Source organism: Sanguibacteroides sp. AM78-02pH3A (assembly GCF_027666085.1).
GTDB classification, from domain to species: Bacteria; Bacteroidota; Bacteroidia; order Bacteroidales; family Marinifilaceae; genus Gabonibacter; species Gabonibacter massiliensis.
The window spans coordinates 93,389-111,335 of record NZ_JAQEHX010000005.1 but is presented as its reverse complement, the minus strand read 5'-3'; the positions used below and the strand labels follow the sequence as shown (position 1 = coordinate 111,335).

Genomic DNA, 17,947 nt, shown 5'->3' with positions numbered 1-17,947 from the left:
GTTCGGAAAAAGAAGTAGCTGTAATTCTACGGCATAAATTTGTTAGGATCAAAGGTTGGTGTAAATGAAAATGTTCGACTTGAAAAGTGTCTCCTTTATTGATTCGTGTGTTAAAAGATTCGATGACAGAGTATGTTGAATTTCCTTGATATTCTATCGTACATTGGCGATCCGGGTTCCATCCTATTTTCAATCTTTTTGAATCGGAAATGGAAGAAACGAAGGTAACCACAACAGAAAAATACGAGGATATGGATGAGGTTTTACGAGAAGAACCAAATGTTGTAATTCAATCGGAAAGCGATAAACCGATAAAATTGATAGCTTTAATGGCTAAGGATAATGAAAAATTGATTCCGTTATTTTTTCCTTGTTATCTTATCGCAATAGGTTTTATTGTTTTAACCGGGATTAATTTGATCGATCCCGCTTTACTGGAAAGTGCAAATTGGAAACAAAACACGATTTGGAGTGCTTTGCTCTTTTTCGGCTTATTGCCCCCGCGTATGCGTTCAACTAAAGGCGTGTGGTTAGTGATGGGGTATGTGTTGGCTTTTTTCCTTTTTGGAGGGGGAAATGTTTTTGGAACGGTACAGTTGATTTTGTCCATATTTAAAATCTTTTTACCCGTATTTATTCTCTTTCAGATGATCAGACTTTGGGGAGAGGTAAAACAATACGGGAAGTGGGTGTTGTTGCTGCCGGTCATATCATTGGTATTCACGTTATTAATTTTTTCGATAGAGGATCGAAATATATTTCAAAGTACCTGGAATTCATTGACCAACTGGTCTTGGGATATGTATCGGAGTGACGACGGTTTCCATGTTTATTTGGGGAGTATCGGAATATTGACGGGAGTTTCTGAATTTTTGATCGTTAGGAAATATATTGTTGATTAATAATAGCATTGCTTATGTTTTTGAGAATAGGAATTATAGGTATACTTGGATTTCTGGCGGTTGTTTTTCTTAATATGCTGTTGGAGGTGATCATTTCAGTCATGATGTATGGGATTGGTATATTTATCTTGGTGGCTTTAGTGGCAATCGTCTTTCTTCCCGAGGAGAAATGGACTTATTATCAAAAATATTTTCAAATGAAAATAGAGCAATTTAGGTTAAAACTAAGAATGAAGTCAATGGAATAATTATGGAATTTCTTAAAAAAGTAGTATATATCCTGAATTTATGTTTATATGTTTTTTTTGCCTTGTTTTTTATATTCACGAAACAATGGTTGTTTGGAGGAATTATTCTTGTAAGTTCCGGTGTGTTTGTTATTGGGTACAAATTGAGTGAATCCATGATGGTTTCCCGGCGGGATCGTTATCGCAATAGCGAGTGGGGGCTTTTTCTGAAAAAAATAGTGTGGGCTAATAATGGTGCATTGATGACATTTGCTCTTCTTGTGATTGTTGTTGTATGGTTAGGTAATGAGCAGATTGCAGGTCTTTTTATAGGAGAATAGTTCATGTGGATGTGTTGGAATTAAAGAGAATAAATAACTAATTATTGTTAATTATGAGAAAATTATTATTTCTATTCACGATGTTGGCCCTTTTTGTGGCTTGTAGTGATGATGATGACAAAGACAACGAGTTACCAATTAAAGGACTTGAAATTCCCAAGTTCGAGAATCCTGTAAAACCCGGAGAATCTATTACAATTAAGGGAGAGGGTTTTACCAAAGCAAGTGAAATCTGGTTTAGACGAATCATTTCTAAAGTAGCAGGAGACGAAGATGTTAAAGCTGTTGTTACCGAGGTTAATTCGACCGGTATTACTTTTACTGCTCCGGAGGTTTATGGTAATCAATCCGTACTTCTTAAAGAAAACGGTAAAGAATACGAACTTGGGAAAATGACCTTTGAGGAACAACCGGAAGAAAGTGGAGATGTTGAAATTTTACCGAAAAAAATCGTCAAAATAATCGAATCTTGGGAAGATGAGGATGCACTTAATGGAATAGGAAAAAATATCTATGAATTTTCTTATGATGACAAAGGACGAATTGCATCTTTAAAGGTGACCGAAGATGGAGAAGAAGAACCTTGGAGGTCAATATATACCTATTCATTTAATCAGTTGGTTATTGAAGAAATCGGAGGTGATAACCAGACTGAAACATATACTTTAGAAAACGGGAAAGCAACGCATTACAAGAAAACATATCCTGCTCCTTTGAGTGAATTCGATGAATTTGACTTCAAGTATGAGGGGGATTATTTAAGTCAAATGAAAGGTGTCAGTGAAAGTGAATATCCAATTACTGAAAATTTTGTTTTTACTGGAGGTAAGCTGATTCAGCATAAATGGATAGATGATGAATTGAATAATGCAACACTTAATTTTACATACGGTCAACAACTTAATAATTTGAATCTGGACTTGTTCGGAATAATGGTTCTATCGGATGGGGTATATATTGAAGACCTTTTTCTTCATGGGATAACAGGAAAACGTTCTATGTATTTGCCGAAAACAATAACGGTTAGTGGGATAGATGATGACGAGGGTGAATACAAATATCCGGTTTCTTTCGAATATGAAGTTAAAGATAATTACATAACCAAAATCATTATAGAGGAAGATGGGGAGAAATGTGAGTATGAAATTTACTATGAAGATTAACTAAAGAAAAACCGGTTGAATTCAACCGGTTTTATGTTGTAAAAATGATTGGGTGTAATCTGATGTGTAGATGCCACAAGCGGCTCTAAAAAAGCCGCTTTTTTCGTTTCATATTTCATAAATGTTTCATAATTACAAAAAGAAAAAAGAGCTAATTAGTTGATTTTTAACTAATTGGCTCTTTGAAAAAGTGGTCCCACTTGGGCTTGAACCAAGGACCCCCTGATTATGAGTCAGGTGCTCTAACCAGCTGAGCTATAGGACCTACACTTGCGTGTGTTAACTCTGGCTTCTTGTTAACGGCTGCAAATATAGGGATAATTTTTGGGTTTTTGCAAGGGGAAACCGAAAAAAATATTACTTTCGCTCGGGTGTACGTGGGAGATAGGATAGAAATACATTGATATGGAGTCAAAATGGAGGGTGAATCGGGTGGGTGAAAGTTATAATCGAGCCGGAGAGGTGTTTAATAATACATGATTTATGAAAGTATGTCTATTAGTTATCGGTAAAACGGATACGGCTTATTTGAAAGCGGGGATTGAGGAGTACGAGAGGCGTTTGAAGTTTTATATTCCTTACGAGATGAAGGTGATTCCGGATATAAAAAATGCGAGGAATTTAACGGAGAATCAACAGAAGGAGAAGGAGGGTGAGCTCATCTTGGGGCAGTTGGAGACCTCGGATATCGTTGTTTTATTGGACGAAAAAGGGCATGAGTACACTTCAAAAGGGTTTTCCGAATTTTTGGCACAAAAGATGCTGGTTGGTACAAAGCGTTTGGTTTTTGTTATCGGGGGGCCTTATGGATTTTCGGAACAGGTATACAAGGAGGCTTACGCGAAGATTTCGCTATCCAGAATGACCTATTCTCATCAGATGGTGAGAATGATCTTTGTGGAGCAGTTATATAGGGCTATGACGATACAAAGGGGTGAACCTTATCATCATGAATAATAAAATACCGAATGGCATGGTTAAAGGAGAATGAAATGAAGAAATTTTGGATCGTTATATTATTGATGTTTGTGTGCCTTTTTGCGGCTTTGTCTTGGGAATACATCATCAGGACACAAACCGAAGAGGAACAGTTGGCTATTTTTGAAAAGCGGTTGCATCGGGAAGAACGTCATGTCGACGAACAGTTGAGAAAAATTGTTATCTCAAAGGACATCAGTAATATAGAATGGAAGGATGAGAATGTTATTTTAGTCGCCTTTGAACGTGGAGAATTAAGGTATTGGAGTAGCGAGCAGGTCGGAGAAACAGATCTGTATAACAAGTTGAAAGAAGCCGGCAATCTGGTTAAGATCAATAATATTTATTATGATATAAGACGGCACTCGGTGGGGGATATCGATTTTTTCGCTTTGATTTTTTTAAAAGATGATTATCCCTATACGAACAATTATATCAAGAATAATTTTAATTCCGTTTTTGGCGTCAACGTGGAAGATGCTGAAAGCGTGATCCTTCATATCCCTCAGGTACAGAACGAACCTACCGTGTATAATCGGGAGGGGGAGAGATTGTTTCAAGTAGAACGTCACGTCGCTTATGAAAATTTCCTGCCCAATTATTTTGTATTGATTCTCTACCTTGTTTTTTTGTATTTATTGTTTTATGCTTACGAAGTGGTGTTGGATCGAGTCCGGTTTTTTCGTGTTCAATTGATTGCGGTTTTCAGTTTCTTCGTGTGTCTGGTTGTACTTCGGGTATTGATGGTGCAGTATCAGATTCCTTACACCTTGTACCATTTTGCCATTTTTCAGGCAGATAATTCCGAGTGGAATCTGGTTTTGCCGGTAGGGGACCTGTTTTTAACGATGTTTTGTCTGACCCATTTTCTGTATATAACGCTCAATAAATTGCGGATAAAGTATCAGGAGCCCCGGTTAATACGATACAGGTATCTTTTTTTGTTGGGATTTGTTTTCTCTGCTTTTTTGTATACGAATTTTTTGCACTTCTCTATTAACTCTTTGATCGAGAATACGCAGGTCAGTTTGAATATCGCTCGTTTTTTAAATATCGATTTTTCTTCGGTGGTGGCTTTTATCACCCTGATTCTTGGAGGAATGGGATTATTTGTATTGATCAACGGGTCAGTGCGTTATTTTTACAATATTTTTTCTTTGAGAGAGGTTACTATCGGAGTGGTTTGCGTATTGGCGTTCTGTGCGGCTTTGTGTTATTTTTTTGATTTTTCTCTTACTCCTTTAGAGTGTCTGTTCACGTTATCTTTATACATACTGTTTATTTTAAACGTGTACCTTGTAAAACCTGACGCTCAAAAGAGTATTTTTATGATAGCGTTAGTCGTTGTTTCTGTATATGTTATCTTTTTATCTAAAAGTAGTGAGGTACACCGGGAGATAACGATCAGGGCAAGGTGTGCGACGGAAATTATTGGAGAACGGGATTCGCAGTTCGAAAAAAAATTGATGGAGATAGATCAGGTGATCAAAAATTCGAGAGAGTTGGATTCCTTGGTCGGTCTTCGGGATGAAGAGGGGATTACCCGTAAAATCTTGAATGAGTTGACCGATCTTTCCGGTTTCTATTTCGATTGCCGGGTATTTTTATGTACCGACAAGGATAGTTTGTTGGTGGAACCCGGTTTTACGTTAGAAGACTGTAGCTCCTATTTCCGTACATTGATCGATAGTACGGGAGTACGAATACAGAATACCTCCTTTTATAATATCGATGACTTCGATGGAGTGATCTCGTATGTAGGACTTTTTGATTTTAATACCCCTGCGGGGCCGGATAAATTGTACCTGCGATTCGATTCAAAAGATGAGGGGGAGGCCATCGGGTATTCACAGGTACTGTCAAAAGAGGCGTCGGAGGATAGGAAAGTTGTTTATCCTTATTCGTATGCAAAATATAAAGATGGGGTTTTGTTGACTTCCCATGGAGAGTTCAATTATTATAAACGGCTGGAACAATTCGGGGAGACTGATTTCGAACACGTGGAGATTCTGACAAAAGACCACTATTCGCATATGATTATTCCGGTCGGTAAAAGCGGGGTTTTCGTGATCAGTTTAGGAGACGATGTTTTTGCCCTTTACTACCTGAATGTGCTTTACGCTATTTTCGTGTGCGTATTGTTCTCTTCGTATGGTTTGTTTTTCCGTTTCGAGGAACAAGAATGGATAAATTTCAGGCGGGAGACCTTGAAGAGACGGATTAAGAACAATATCATTTCATTGATAAGCGCCCTCTTCATTATTATGACGGTGATGAGTATCGTTGTGAACACCGATAGTGTGGAAAGAAAACAGAGTATGAAGGTAGTTCAGATATCCAAATACATCAGTAAAGAATTGGAAAAATATGATTGTATCGATGTACAGGTGTGTCCTCAGATTCAAGATATTTTATACAAGATTGCCAGTATGTTGTGGGTGGATATTAATATATACGATCAGACGGGGACGTTGGTGGCAACTTCTCAACCCGTTATCTTTGAAAAGGGATTCAGGGGAACCTTGCTGAACCCTATCGCTTACCGGAAATTAGTGAAAGAAAAGGCGACGAGTTTCGTTCAAGAGGAGAAGATTGGAGAGCTGGATTATATGGCGGCCTATGTTCCGATGATGTTGGAGAATGGTGAAGCTTACGTGTTGAACATTCCTTATTTCACCAAGAGTGACGAGTTGAACGTGGATATCATGTTATTCGTGATCATTGCCATAAATATTGCCATGATCGTGATGGTATTGGCGTTCATTTTTTCGGGAATTGTTGCAGAGCGGGTAACCAAACCTTTACAAATGGTAAATGAAAAGTTGCGTCTGATGCGGGTAGGAGGGAAGAATGAGAAGATTGTTTATAACCAGCGGGATGAAGTCGGAATGTTGGTGAGGGAATATAACGGGATGGTGGATAAACTGGAAGATAGTGTAAAAAAATTGGCCAAATCGGAACGGGAGACGGCTTGGCGTGAGATGGCTCGCCAGATAGCTCATGAGATTAAAAATCCGTTGACTCCGATGAAATTGAATATTCAGTTTTTACAGCGAACTTTGCAGGGAGGTAATGTGGAAGAGGTAAGGCAACGTTTTAAAGATATATCTTCTATTTTAGTGGAACAGATCGATCATATGGCATCCATCGCTTCTGCTTTTTCTGATTTCGCTAAAATGCCGGTAGCTAACAGCGAGTGGTTTAATTTAAGCGAACTGGTTCAAGGATGTACCACTTTGTTCGAAAATAATGTGGATCGGATGATTTGCGATATAGAGCCTGATATTTTAGTATATGGAGATAAGGATCAGGTTAACCGGGTGATTGTAAATCTGTTAAAAAATGCGACACAAAGTATTCCGGAAGGCCGGGAGGGATTGATCACGGTTACTTTGACTCATGAAGAGCAGGGGGGCGTGTTGGCGGTGAGGGATAATGGCGCGGGAATACCTGAAGGTATACGGAATCACATATCAGAACCGAATTTTACCACGAAATCCGGAGGTATGGGGTTGGGATTAGCCATGTCTTATAAGATCATAGAGAGCATGGGAGGAACCATTACTTTCGAGAGTGAAGAGGGGGTGGGAACCGTGTTCCGGGTCAGCCTGAAAAGTGAGAAGATATAAATTTTATTTAAACATTCGTTCTACTTGTTTTACTACCCTGTCGGGAGTAATGTCGACCATGCATTTTTGCCAAACCGATTGTTTGCATCTGCCATGTCCGTCTTTTGTGCAAGGGCGGCAGGGAAGGGGAACTTCCATTACGTTGATCTCTTTTCCCGTCGGGAATCCGAAAGCCGTGGGTCCCATCAGGGCGATACCCGGTGTATGAAAAAGATCTGCGGCGTGCAAGAATCCGGTATCTCCACTGATAACCAGATTGGATTGCTTAACTAAGTAACAAGATTCCAACAAGGAGGTTTTTCCTGCCATGTTGTTAACTCGTTCCGGTGCGATTGCCCGAATGGTTTCGCAGAAAGAATCTGTCGGTCCGGCAAGAATAAGGAAGTTGTGTTCCGGAAGAAGTTGTATGATTTGTTGCCAGTAGCCGATGGGCCAGCGTTTCATCTCCCAGTTGGCCGATGGAACGAGGGTGACGGTTTGCTTGTTGATCAAGGAAGAGAAGCGTTTTTCGAAATCGGCCGGGAAATACCAGTCGGAATAGTTTGAGTCGAAACGGGTAATCCCCCATCGGGCCAAGGGCTTCCGGTAAGAGATAATTCCTTTGAAAGGCTTGTCGAATGTATTGATCCCTAACTTGAATAATAAAAATCGTTTCCAGCGTTCTTTTTTTCTTAGCACGTAATTGGGTTTCCGGCGTAGTAATTTCCGGCCGGGGGGCAATAAAATCATCTTCAATAAATTTGACCGGATATTACTGTGTGCATCGTAGAGGTAGTCGAATTGTTCGGCTTTGAGTTGTCGGGCAATCTTTAAAAGCCCTTTTAAGCCGCTTTTCTTATCGAATTCCCAAACCTTATCGATTCTTTTGTCCATATGAAGAAAAGAGGCCATGTCTTTTCGCGCAATCCAATGTATTTCTGAATCAGGGAAATGATTTTTAATGCCATGGACGATATCCATACATTGAATGATGTCTCCGATGGAGCTGAATCTAATGATAAGAAATTTAGTCATGCCCGATAATTTTATGACAAAAGTAATAAAAATGTGATTTATTTAGGGTAAAAAGCACTACTTTCGTACTCGTATTAAATACCCTGAGCTTATGAGAAAACAAATTCCGAACCTGATCACCTGCATGAATGTTATTTCCGGAACGATGGCCGTTTTTATGGCGATGTACGATAATTTGTTGGTGGCTGCTTTATTGGTTTTGTTGGCTATGGTTTTTGATTTTTTTGATGGATTTGCTGCGAGATTATTACATGTGAAGTCGGAGATGGGAAAGGAGTTGGATTCGATGGCCGATATGGTAAGTTTCGGCGTGGTGCCGGCTGTTATGGCTCATTTGTTGATCAAACTGTCCTTGTTGTCCGGTGCTCAATATTCTCCGGACTCCTCCTATTCGTGGGTTGAATATGTTTTGATGTATTCCCCTTTGCTTATCCCTGCTTTTTCTGCTTTTCGTTTAGCTAAATTTAATTTGGATACTCGTCAGACCTATTCGTTTATCGGGATGCCGACCCCTGCAAATGCTTTGTTCTGGGTTTGTCTGGTACTGTCTTATTATTGGAACAATGAGCTTTTCCCTTGTCTGTGGGGAAATGTTTGGGTACTTTTCGGGTGTGTTGTCGTTTTGTCCGTATTGCTGGTCGTTGAATTGCCTATGTTCTCTCTGAAAATAACCGATTTTTCATGGAAGTCCAACCGGGTGCGTTATCTTTATTTCGGTACGGCCATACTCTTGGCAATCTTGTTTCAGATCGGCTTTTTAACTTTTCTGATACCTCTTTATATCCTTTTTTCTCTGGTCGGTTATTGGGCCGGATGGACTACAAAGTAGAGAGTGGATCGAATTCTACAAAATCGCAATCGGGTGAAATAATGACGGGGACATGAACGGATTTTGTCTGCGTTTGAATAGTCGTTGGTTGCAGGTTGCTCGTCTCAGCCCGATGGTCCGCTTTGAATATATCTTGTTGCGAAATGATTATGATACCCGTGATCATGGCGGCTGAAAGTCCGTATTTGAATAGGCGAGTAACTATATTTCCGGAGTCCGTGTTAATGTATTCCGCGGGGATGCTTTTTTTACCGGAAGGGAATACCTCTATGTCGTGCATGCCGATCGTATCGGCTAAGAAATTTTGCTTCCCGGGTTCGAATACGATATTAAAACGACGATCCATGTAGAAAGTACCGATAGAACCGAATATTATTTTTTGATTTTGGTTTAATCGAACTTTTAGCTCTTCGCAAAAAAACGATAGACGACGTTCTGCTTTTTCGTAATCGATTTTTTCTTTCCGGGCGATCCAATGGATTAATAGTCCGTCATTTTGCTTTAAATGCTTGTTGAATACCACCTTTTTGGAAGGGGGCGTTAAAATTCCTGTTTTCGGATGAATGGTGGCCTCGGTGTAATTACCGATAAAACCGCCGAATCCGGGAACTATCACGCAATCATGTAGATAGAGAAGGTCTTCTATGTGTTCAATGCATTTGTACATACGGCAAAGGTAAGAAAAAAGAATACGAACACAAGGTATTTTTGGGCATTTTGAATTATTATTATTTACTTTGTAATGTCTGAAGCAGAGGCTCAGAAAGTTATAAATTGAAAAAAATAATGTGTTATGAAGGTTTTTGTAACGGGCGGAACGGGATATATCGGGTCGCATACGGTTGTTGAGCTTCAACAAAAGGGATTTGAGGTTGTCATTGCGGATAACCTTGTCAATTCTACTCTTCAGGTGTTGGATGGTATCCAGAAAATCACAGGTATTCGACCGGAGTTCGAACAGATCGAGTTGACAAATTTGGCCGAAACGCGCGATTTCTTTGCCCGTCATAGGGATATCGAGGCCGTTATTCACTTTGCCGCTTTAAAGGCGGTGGGAGAGTCGGTGGATAAGCCTTTGGAATATTATTATAATAATTTGAACTCTTTGATGAATGTTTTGTTTTGTATGCGGGAGTTCGGGGTGAAATACTTCGTGTTTTCTTCCTCTTGTACCGTGTACGGACAGGCTGATGTATTGCCCGTGACGGAGCATACGCCTCGAAAGGAGGCGGAATCTCCTTATGGAAATACGAAAGTAATGAGTGAAGATATCATTCGGGATTTTATGCGGGTAGAACCTTCCATGAGTGCATTGTCCCTGCGTTATTTCAATCCGATCGGGGCTCACCCGACGGCATTTATCGGAGAGTTGCCCAATGGTGTCCCTAATAATTTGATTCCTTATTTGACGCAAACAGCAATCGGGATACGGAAAGAATTAAGTGTTTTCGGTGATGATTACAATACTCCTGACGGTTCTCCCTTGAGGGATTATATTGACGTTGTCGATTTGGCTGGGGCGCATGTCGTGGCCATCCGGCGATTATTGGAAAAAAAGAATCGAGAGAATTACGAGTATTTTAATATCGGTACGGGAAAGGCTCTTTCCGTGCTGGAAGTCATACATGCTTTCGAGAGTGCTACCGGGGTGAAAGTTAATTATAAAATTGTAGGGCGCCGTGCCGGCGATGTAGAGAAGGTATGGGCCGATACCACATTAGCGAATAAGGAGTTGGGTTGGATGGCCGGGACTCCGATCGAAGAGACGATGGTGAACGCCTGGAAATGGCAAAAGAGCTTGGAAAAGAAATCGGAATGATAGATCGAGTTGTTGCTGTTTATTTCAGTCCGACAGGTACGACCCGGAGGAGTGTGTCTGCTATTGCCGCGGAAATGGCCCGGATCTTGAAGGTGACGGTTGAAAGTTACGACTTCACATTACCTTCGGCCAGATCGACGGTTCTCGCTTTTAAAAGAACGGATATGGTGGTGTTGGGTACTCCGGTATATGCCGGACGGGTACCTAATGTTTTGTTGAAGTATCTGGCAACTTTACAAGGAAACGAGGCGATTGGAGTTCCGGTTGTTTTGTTCGGTAACCGGGATTATGACGATGCGTTGATAGAACTCAGGGATATCATGGAAAGAGCGGGTTTTCATGTGACAGCTGCGGCTGCGTTTATCGGAGAGCACTCCTTTTCGCGGGTGTTGGCCAAGGGACGACCGGATGGAAGGGATGCGGAAGCCCTTAACGCGTTTGCTGCCCGGGTTGCGGAAAAATATAAAGAGAGTGACGATAGAAAGATTACGGTAAAGGTAAAAGGAACTCCTTATCCTTATCGCGGTTATTATACTCCCCGGGATCGCAAAGGAAATGCCGTTGACATTCGTAAGGTGATGCCTGTCACGAACGATAGATGCATTGATTGTAAACTCTGTGTAGAAATTTGTCCGATGGGATCAATTTCTTATGATGATGTGCGGGAATATACGGGAATCTGCATTAAATGCGGGGCTTGTATAAAGAGATGCCCGATGGGAGCCAAATATTATGAGGATGCGGGCTATCTTTACCATAAACAGGAGTTGGAAGAGGGATTAACGGAAAGACGGGAACCGGAATTATTTCTATGAATATAGAGATTAAGAGATAAAAAGATTTACGATTTTGGATTTTAGATTGACGATTTGAAGAGGGTAAGATCAGAATCTTAATCATAAATCTAAAATCAAAAATTAATTTACAATCTACATTAAAATTTACAATTGATTGAAGGGAAAGGGATAAAAACGAAGGGGCATCAATAGCGAACGGTGAGCGTCGTGTTCGGTTTTCGGAACGGCTGCCCGACGGACGGTCTGAGCGAAGCGAATCCCGGAGGGTAGTGAACAAAAATCGTTTACACGACCGACGAGAACGTCCAAGCCCCGAGGGATTATTTCTTGATGATAACAGGATAAGAGATTCGATGATTCCGAGATTCGAACTTCAAATCACGGAATCATTGAATTACCCAATCACAGAATCATCTTGTTCTGTTATTCTACCGTTACGGATTTTGCTAAATTGCGTGGCATATCCACGTTGCATCCCCGCATCACAGCGATATGGTAGGAGATCAATTGTAACGGGATTACGTTTAAAAGAGGAGAGAGGTATTCAAGGGTCTCCGGGATTTCGATCACGTGTTCCGCCATATTCTTAACTTGTACATCATTGTTGTTGACTAATGCGATCACGTGCCCTTTACGGGATTGTACTTCTTTTATATTCGATACGATCTTTTCATAAAAGTTGTCTTTTGTTGCGATGGCAAATACCGGCATGTTTTCGTCAATAAGAGCGATAGGACCATGCTTCATTTCCGCCGCGGGATAACCTTCTGCATGAATGTACGAGATCTCTTTCAGTTTCAGGGCTCCTTCCAGGGCAACGGGGAACTGACAGCCTCTTCCTAAATAGATGGCATTTGTAGAGTCTTTATAGGCTTCTGCAATTTTTTTGATTTGTTCGTTTTGAAGCAGAATTTCTTTTACCTTATCGGGCAGATTGTATAGTTCGTGAATGTATTTGTGATAACTTTCGATGGACAACGTTCCTTTCCGGTAGCCGATTTGCAGGGCCATCATCGTTAAAACGGAGATTTGGGCCGTGAATGCTTTTGTCGAGGCAACTCCGATTTCGGGGCCGGCATGCGTATATACTCCGGCATGAGTTTCTCTGGCGATACTGGAACCGACCACGTTGCATATGCCCATAACGGTGGCTCCCTTTTGTTTGGCGAATTTAATGGCCGCCAGCGTGTCTGCCGTTTCCCCGCTTTGAGAGATGGCGATCACGATGTCGTCCGGGGTGACTACCGGGTTCCGGTAACGGAATTCAGAGGCGTATTCTACCTCCACGGGAATCCGGGCAAACTCTTCCAATAGATATTCTCCGACTAATCCGGCATGCCAGGAAGTTCCACATCCGATGATGATGATACGTTGAGCCCGAATCATCTGCGGAATAATTTCGGAAATACCACCTAAGTAAATTTCGGAGGCCTCCACGTTAACCCGTCCCCGGATGGTGTCGTAAATAGAATTTACCTGTTCGTAAATCTCTTTCAACATGAAATGAGGGAAACCTCCTTTTTCGATCTTTTCGATATCGATGTCGATTTGTTGGATATTGGGTGTCAGAAGATTGTTCTGTAAATTTTTTAGGAGCATCTCGTCCTTTTTCAATACCGCGATATCATCGTCATTCAGATAAATCACGTTTTTGGTATATTCGACGATGGGTGTCGCGTCGGAAGCCACGAAATATTCATTTTGTCCAACTCCTATTACAAGCGGACTGCCTTTTCTTGCTACGATAAGCTTGTCTTTTTCGTTTTTACACATAACGACTAAACCGTAGGCTCCGATGACTTTCGTTAAAGCGAGGCGTACTGCTATTTCTGCCGAAACTTTTCCTTTCAGGTAGATGTATTCGATCAAATTGGCTAATATCTCCGTGTCGGTCTCGCTGGTAAAAGCATATCCCCTTGCTATTAATTTTTCTTTCAATAAAGCGTGGTTTTCAATGATCCCGTTATGGATGACAGAGAAAATACGATTCATGGATGTTTGCGGGTGTGCATTCGCATCATTCGGTTCGCCATGGGTGGCCCAACGGGTATGTCCCATTCCGATGGTCGCTTTTGGCAGTTGACCCGCGATATGATTTTCCAGATCGATAACCCGTCCCTTGCATTTGTAAATGTTGATCTGTTCGTCGTTCATTAAGGCTATGCCGGCAGAATCATATCCTCTGTACTCTAATCGTTTTAAGCCGTTAATTAAGATTGGATAGGCCTCTCTCGACCCAATATAACCTACGATACCACACATATATTTATTTTTTTTAGACAAACGAAAGTGACGTTTGCATATAACATTATCCTATAATTTTGTCGAAGAAATCGGAATATTGGTCGACGTACGACTCCTCTCCGGGGTACTCTAAAATCGGTTTCCCGGATGCCTCCGCGAATCTCTTCAATTCGTCTTCGATATCGGGTTGATTGAAAATGATTCCGTCGGAATATTGAAATGCTAATTTATTGATATTCGTATGAGTCGGCTCTTTCACGAGTGTCAAATCTTTAGGGAATACACCTTCCGTGATCGCTTTTTCTGCAAATTTATGATTTAAACTTCCTTCGAATTTATCATTATACGTCGAGAATACTACTTTTGCTTTTGAGAATACCGGATCATCATGGTATTCTTTCTTTAAATAGAGAGGTACGAGTGATGTCAACCAGCCTTGGCAATAGATTAAATCCGGAGCCCACCTCAATTTTCGGACGGTTTCGAATACCCCGCGTGCGAAAAATATGGCCCTTTCGTCATTATCGTCAAAAAAATTTCCTTCACTGTCTGTAATCACGTGTTTTCTTTGGAAATAATCATCGTTATCGATAAAATAAACTTGCATTCTTGCTGCTTGTATGGAGGCAACTTTGATGATGAGGGGGTGATCCGTGTCATTAATGATCAAATTCATACCGGAAAGTCTAATCACTTCATGCAGTTGATTGCGTCGTTCGTTTATGCAACCGTAACGAGGCATAAATGTTCTGATCTCTTTTCCTTTGTCTTGAATCCCTTGAGGTAGATACCTGCCGATATTTGCCATTTCCGACTCCGGAAGATACGGAACTATCTCTTGGGAGATAAATAAAACTCTTTTTTTAGCCATAACTACTACTTTTCCCAAAAATCATACAAAGATAATGATTTAGGGCGAGATTCCAAAACAAATAAACAATCAATCCTTTAAATCAAACTCTTGAATTAGAGATATATTATAAATTAGTAGTAAAAATTTTGTGTTTTCAATGGTTTTATATATCATTGCAAAACTCTTTTTAGCCTGTAAATTGGGAGTGGTATGTATTTATCTGATAATACGGGCATTACCATGGGACGATTGCTTTTATATCCATATATAGGCCGATGATTCGAGGGGATGGAAACGGTGGTTCGGTCTATTGAATTTTTTCAATATGGCACGGCACAACGATTATGGCAAGGTCGGGGAGGAGGAGGTTTATCGCTTTCTTCTCGAACAGGGGTATGTCGTGTTAGAAAGGAACTGGCGTATCGGGCGCAGAGAGTTGGATTTCGTTGCACTCGACGGTGACGTGCTCGTGGTGATAGAAGTAAAATCCCGGATGGTGCCGGAATCTTATCCGGAAGAGTTGTTGTCGTTAAAGAAGAAAAAGAATTTATTAGCTGCCGGAGCTGCTTATCTCACGTGTAATAATATTCGACGGGAAATTCGTTTTGATCTGATATTAGTGATCGGCAGGGAGATGAGAATAGAACATATTCCCGATGCCATAGATTTGTTTTAGTCGGTACAGGAAGAGTAGAATGCCGGGTATCTTCTGTTTTTAGTGTGTGTGATGTAAAGGATAAGTCAGTTCCCCGGCATTCTAAAGTGTCAAAAGGGATACTCAATAAATATCAAAAACTATGCTAAAACTGTCTATGGAAGTAAAAAAAATCAAACAAATGACATTGTTTCGGATATAAATAATTTGTTATCTTTGAAAGTTAAAATTAAAGATAGAGGTTATGACAACGGTAAAAGCAAAATATTTAGGAGATCTTCGATTAGAATGTACTCATTTACAGAGTGGAACGACGATTGTTACAGATGCGCCGACGGATAATAACGGTAAGGGAGAGGCTTTTTCTCCTACGGATTTGTGCGCAACCTCCTTGGCGGCTTGCGCTATGACGATCATGGGAATATACGCGAAAAACAATGGAATCGATTTATCGGGGACGGAAATAGAGATCACGAAAACAATGGCGGCTGAACCGCGTCGCATAGCCGGGATTGATGTTATCTTTCATATGCCGGCTCGTGCTTTTTCTAAAAAAGATAAAACGGTATTGGAGCGGGTTGCTCATACTTGTCCCGTGCATCTGAGTTTGCACCCGGACGTAAAACAGAACTTTGTTTTTGATTGGGCGGAGTAGGTTTTGGCCATGGTTTTTGTAACTGGGGCTACAGGCCTGCTGGGAAGTCATTTGTTATGTCATCTGGCGAAAACTGAAGAAGATATTATAGCTTTAAAAAGGAAAGAGAGTCGAACAGACGAGACGATGGCTCTCTTTTCTCGTTATTCCGATCTGCCCGAGTCCGCCGGGAAGCGGGTAAGATGGGTTACGGGAGATGTCTTGGATGAAGAGTCGTTGGCTGTTTACGTGAAAGAAGCTGCTATCGTGTACCATTGTGCAGCCGTGGTCTCTTTTCACGGGAGCGATAGGAACAAATTACTGGAAACAAATATAAAAGGGACGGAGATCATTTGCCGTTTATGCCTTCGTTTTGGCGTACGTTTGTGTTTTGTCAGTTCTGTTGCGGCGTTGGGAGATGCCGAGGAGGGGGAGTGTATTGATGAGAAGACGCCGGTTATTCCCGGTTCCGTGCATTCTATGTATTCGGAAAGCAAGGGAAGGGCGGAAAAGACGGTATGGAATTTTATTCATAAGGGTTTGAATGCCGTCATTGTAAATCCGGCTATTATACTGGGAGGAGGGCTGAAGGGAAGGAGCAGCGCTCTGCTTATGGAACGAGCGTTGCGGGGAATGCCCGTCTATACCTTCGGGATAAATGGCTATGTCGATGTTCGCGACGTATGCGTGGCGATGATTGCTTTGGCAAATCGTCCGGCAGTTCGTTCCGAACGTTTTGTATTATGCGGTGGAAATTACTCTTATAAACATTTGTTTTCAACGATTGCCCGCGTTGCGGGAAAGAGGCCTCCTCGGGTGGCTTTGTATCCTTGGATGACCTCCGCGTTGTGGCGGATGATGGCATTTTTTGCTTTATTGCAGGGAACTAAACCCGCTTTTACACGGGAAACAGCACGTTCCTCTCAGCATCGGGTCTGTTTTTCGAGTGCTAAATTGTTAAGCGTATTGCCTGATTTTTGTTTCCATTCTTTAGAAGATACCGCAACATTCTTTAAAGATTAGTTCGGACGCTGAATCTGCAGGCATAGAGTCTTGCGATGGGGTGATGTGTCTGTTTTCCTCTTTAACAGGAAAGGAATAAGAAGCTGTATCGGCACGATACGCATGAAGTAAAATCAGTAGGGTAACACATACGATTAATAGTGTACAAGCCGGGATAACAGGCATCCATTTTTGTATACGCGTGGTCATTTTACCTCTATTTGGTTGGGTATATAATTTAATGCGGTCGAATAGCTTAAAATATTTTTTCCGTCTGTTTTTAATATCAGTCCCATCTCTTTCACGTAAAATGAGATTTCTTCAGGCGCAACCGTTTTATTACTCGATAGGTCGAGACTCTTCCGGCTTACCTGTAAAGCTTTATACGAGTGTTGTCCGTTTAGGGTTAATTCGATGTATTTGCATGTGTATTCTGTACGTTCTTTAGATGTTCGGTTGGTCCAACAATTGTTCCCCTTTTTTCCCGGTAACGCTAAAACGGTTATTTTGCTTTTTTGATTTATACTTCCGCTGATTCCAGTCATTCGAATGAATTCGGAGGTAATACGGTTCTTTTGAAATTGAAGTTTGATTGAAATTGTTCGAATTGTCTGGTGTTTTATCGACAAGGTATAAACCAGATAAACCGTATGTTTATCGTAACGTTGTATCTGGTAGGTTTCTGTCTGATTTTTTCCATCCGTGAGCGTATATATATGTTTTTCCTGAAAGAAAAAATCCTTTATATTTTGTGAAGAGCCGCGAATGGGAGTAATCATAAATACAGCCACGATCGTAATAATGAGTAGAATAACTTTTTTCATGCTATAACGTTATTGATGTAAATCACTGCGTATCAT

17 protein-coding genes and 1 tRNA gene are annotated in these 17,947 nt (G+C 41.0%); 12 read left to right on the top strand and 6 right to left on the bottom strand.

Annotation, left to right across the window (positions count from 1 at the left end):
• Positions 1-209 precede the first annotated feature (209 nt).
• Genes PGR74_RS09305 through PGR74_RS09290 form a run of 4 tightly spaced genes read left to right on the top strand, consistent with a single transcriptional unit; the run spans position 210 to position 2,633 of the window.
• A complete protein-coding gene (locus tag PGR74_RS09305) occupies positions 210-902 on the top strand; it encodes a hypothetical protein (RefSeq protein ID WP_041502855.1) in 693 nt (230 codons plus the stop codon).
• Positions 903-916: 14 nt separating this feature from the next.
• Complete coding sequence (locus tag PGR74_RS09300; protein ID WP_041502856.1) at positions 917-1,150, top strand: hypothetical protein; 234 nt, start codon at positions 917-919, stop codon at positions 1,148-1,150.
• Positions 1,151-1,152: 2 nt separating this feature from the next.
• On the top strand, positions 1,153-1,470 hold the full coding sequence (locus PGR74_RS09295) for a hypothetical protein (protein ID WP_041502857.1): 318 nt from the start codon (positions 1,153-1,155) through the stop codon (positions 1,468-1,470).
• 53 nt (positions 1,471-1,523) lie between these two features.
• The gene (locus tag PGR74_RS09290) at positions 1,524-2,633 is read left to right on the top strand and encodes a DUF4595 domain-containing protein (RefSeq protein ID WP_041502858.1); all 1,110 of its coding nucleotides are present in this window, start codon (positions 1,524-1,526) and stop codon (positions 2,631-2,633) included.
• A gap of 191 nt (positions 2,634-2,824) precedes the next feature.
• Here the strand turns inward: PGR74_RS09290 and PGR74_RS09285 are convergent.
• A tRNA-Ile gene (locus PGR74_RS09285) sits at positions 2,825-2,898 on the bottom strand.
• Positions 2,899-3,116: 218 nt separating this feature from the next.
• Between PGR74_RS09285 and rlmH the strand changes: the two genes are divergently transcribed.
• Complete coding sequence (rlmH, locus tag PGR74_RS09280) at positions 3,117-3,590, top strand: 23S rRNA (pseudouridine(1915)-N(3))-methyltransferase RlmH (RefSeq protein WP_041502859.1); 474 nt, start codon at positions 3,117-3,119, stop codon at positions 3,588-3,590.
• Positions 3,591-3,601: 11 nt separating this feature from the next.
• Positions 3,602-7,240: a sensor histidine kinase gene (locus PGR74_RS09275; RefSeq protein WP_110688590.1), complete on the top strand. Its 3,639-nt coding sequence runs from the start codon at positions 3,602-3,604 to the stop codon at positions 7,238-7,240.
• Between the two features lie 3 nt (positions 7,241-7,243).
• Here PGR74_RS09275 and PGR74_RS09270 read toward each other — a convergent pair whose 3' ends face one another.
• Complete coding sequence (locus tag PGR74_RS09270; protein ID WP_041502860.1) at positions 7,244-8,254, bottom strand: glycosyltransferase family 9 protein; 1,011 nt, start codon at positions 8,252-8,254, stop codon at positions 7,244-7,246.
• 91 nt (positions 8,255-8,345) lie between these two features.
• Between PGR74_RS09270 and pssA the strand changes: the two genes are divergently transcribed.
• Positions 8,346-9,083, top strand: coding sequence for a CDP-diacylglycerol--serine O-phosphatidyltransferase (gene pssA / locus PGR74_RS09265; protein WP_041502861.1), 738 nt, complete (start codon positions 8,346-8,348; stop codon positions 9,081-9,083).
• Here pssA and PGR74_RS09260 read toward each other — a convergent pair.
• Complete coding sequence (locus PGR74_RS09260) at positions 9,073-9,750, bottom strand: hypothetical protein (RefSeq protein WP_041502862.1); 678 nt, start codon at positions 9,748-9,750, stop codon at positions 9,073-9,075. The genes pssA and PGR74_RS09260 overlap by 11 nt on opposite strands.
• Positions 9,751-9,876: 126 nt before the next feature.
• On the opposite strand from PGR74_RS09260, the gene galE reads away from it, so the two are divergent.
• The gene (galE, locus tag PGR74_RS09255; RefSeq protein WP_041502863.1) at positions 9,877-10,902 is read left to right on the top strand and encodes a UDP-glucose 4-epimerase GalE; all 1,026 of its coding nucleotides are present in this window, start codon (positions 9,877-9,879) and stop codon (positions 10,900-10,902) included.
• The gene (locus PGR74_RS09250; protein WP_041502963.1) at positions 10,899-11,717 is read left to right on the top strand and encodes an EFR1 family ferrodoxin; all 819 of its coding nucleotides are present in this window, start codon (positions 10,899-10,901) and stop codon (positions 11,715-11,717) included. The genes galE and PGR74_RS09250 overlap by 4 nt, the downstream gene beginning before the upstream one ends.
• A gap of 405 nt (positions 11,718-12,122) precedes the next feature.
• Here PGR74_RS09250 and glmS read toward each other — a convergent pair whose 3' ends face one another.
• Entirely contained in the window at positions 12,123-13,961 is a 1,839-nt protein-coding gene (gene glmS, locus PGR74_RS09245; protein ID WP_041502864.1) for a glutamine--fructose-6-phosphate transaminase (isomerizing), read from the bottom strand.
• Positions 13,962-14,007: 46 nt separating this feature from the next.
• Positions 14,008-14,814, bottom strand: a complete 807-nt coding sequence (locus PGR74_RS09240; protein WP_041502865.1) for a glycogen/starch synthase — start codon at positions 14,812-14,814, stop codon at positions 14,008-14,010.
• A 307-nt stretch (positions 14,815-15,121) separates the two neighbouring features.
• On the opposite strand from PGR74_RS09240, the gene PGR74_RS09235 reads away from it, so the two are divergent.
• The 3 genes from PGR74_RS09235 to PGR74_RS09225 all read left to right on the top strand — a co-directional run bounded on the left by PGR74_RS09235 (position 15,122) and on the right by PGR74_RS09225 (position 17,108).
• Entirely contained in the window at positions 15,122-15,472 is a 351-nt protein-coding gene (locus PGR74_RS09235) for a YraN family protein (RefSeq protein WP_041502866.1), read from the top strand.
• A gap of 223 nt (positions 15,473-15,695) precedes the next feature.
• Positions 15,696-16,106, top strand: coding sequence for an OsmC family protein (locus tag PGR74_RS09230; protein WP_041502867.1), 411 nt, complete (start codon positions 15,696-15,698; stop codon positions 16,104-16,106).
• A gap of 9 nt (positions 16,107-16,115) precedes the next feature.
• Positions 16,116-17,108, top strand: coding sequence for an NAD-dependent epimerase/dehydratase family protein (locus tag PGR74_RS09225; RefSeq protein ID WP_041502964.1), 993 nt, complete (start codon positions 16,116-16,118; stop codon positions 17,106-17,108).
• Between the two features lie 185 nt (positions 17,109-17,293).
• Here the strand turns inward: PGR74_RS09225 and PGR74_RS09220 are convergent, their stop codons facing one another.
• The gene (locus PGR74_RS09220; RefSeq protein WP_041502868.1) at positions 17,294-17,911 is read right to left on the bottom strand and encodes a hypothetical protein; all 618 of its coding nucleotides are present in this window, start codon (positions 17,909-17,911) and stop codon (positions 17,294-17,296) included.
• Positions 17,912-17,947: the final 36 nt, after the last annotated feature.

Excerpts from the sequence above, each read along its gene's own strand:
- PGR74_RS09295 (WP_041502857.1), top strand. The coding sequence starts at position 1,153 with ATGGAATTTCTTAAAAAAGTAGTATATATCCTGAATTTATGTTTATAT.
- rlmH (WP_041502859.1), top strand. The coding sequence starts at position 3,117 with ATGAAAGTATGTCTATTAGTTATCGGTAAAACGGATACGGCTTATTTG.
- PGR74_RS09260 (WP_041502862.1), bottom strand. The coding sequence starts at position 9,750 with ATGTACAAATGCATTGAACACATAGAAGACCTTCTCTATCTACATGAT.
- PGR74_RS09250 (WP_041502963.1), top strand. The coding sequence starts at position 10,899 with ATGATAGATCGAGTTGTTGCTGTTTATTTCAGTCCGACAGGTACGACC.
- PGR74_RS09305 (WP_041502855.1), top strand. The coding sequence starts at position 210 with ATGGAAGAAACGAAGGTAACCACAACAGAAAAATACGAGGATATGGAT.
- PGR74_RS09290 (WP_041502858.1), top strand. The coding sequence starts at position 1,524 with ATGAGAAAATTATTATTTCTATTCACGATGTTGGCCCTTTTTGTGGCT.
- PGR74_RS09300 (WP_041502856.1), top strand. The coding sequence starts at position 917 with ATGTTTTTGAGAATAGGAATTATAGGTATACTTGGATTTCTGGCGGTT.
- PGR74_RS09240 (WP_041502865.1), bottom strand. The coding sequence starts at position 14,814 with ATGGCTAAAAAAAGAGTTTTATTTATCTCCCAAGAGATAGTTCCGTAT.
- PGR74_RS09235 (WP_041502866.1), top strand. The coding sequence starts at position 15,122 with ATGGCACGGCACAACGATTATGGCAAGGTCGGGGAGGAGGAGGTTTAT.
- PGR74_RS09230 (WP_041502867.1), top strand. The coding sequence starts at position 15,696 with ATGACAACGGTAAAAGCAAAATATTTAGGAGATCTTCGATTAGAATGT.
- PGR74_RS09225 (WP_041502964.1), top strand. The coding sequence starts at position 16,116 with ATGGTTTTTGTAACTGGGGCTACAGGCCTGCTGGGAAGTCATTTGTTA.
- pssA (WP_041502861.1), top strand. The coding sequence starts at position 8,346 with ATGAGAAAACAAATTCCGAACCTGATCACCTGCATGAATGTTATTTCC.
- PGR74_RS09220 (WP_041502868.1), bottom strand. The coding sequence starts at position 17,911 with ATGAAAAAAGTTATTCTACTCATTATTACGATCGTGGCTGTATTTATG.
- glmS (WP_041502864.1), bottom strand. The coding sequence starts at position 13,961 with ATGTGTGGTATCGTAGGTTATATTGGGTCGAGAGAGGCCTATCCAATC.
- galE (WP_041502863.1), top strand. The coding sequence starts at position 9,877 with ATGAAGGTTTTTGTAACGGGCGGAACGGGATATATCGGGTCGCATACG.
- PGR74_RS09275 (WP_110688590.1), top strand. The coding sequence starts at position 3,602 with ATGGCATGGTTAAAGGAGAATGAAATGAAGAAATTTTGGATCGTTATA.
- PGR74_RS09270 (WP_041502860.1), bottom strand. The coding sequence starts at position 8,254 with ATGACTAAATTTCTTATCATTAGATTCAGCTCCATCGGAGACATCATT.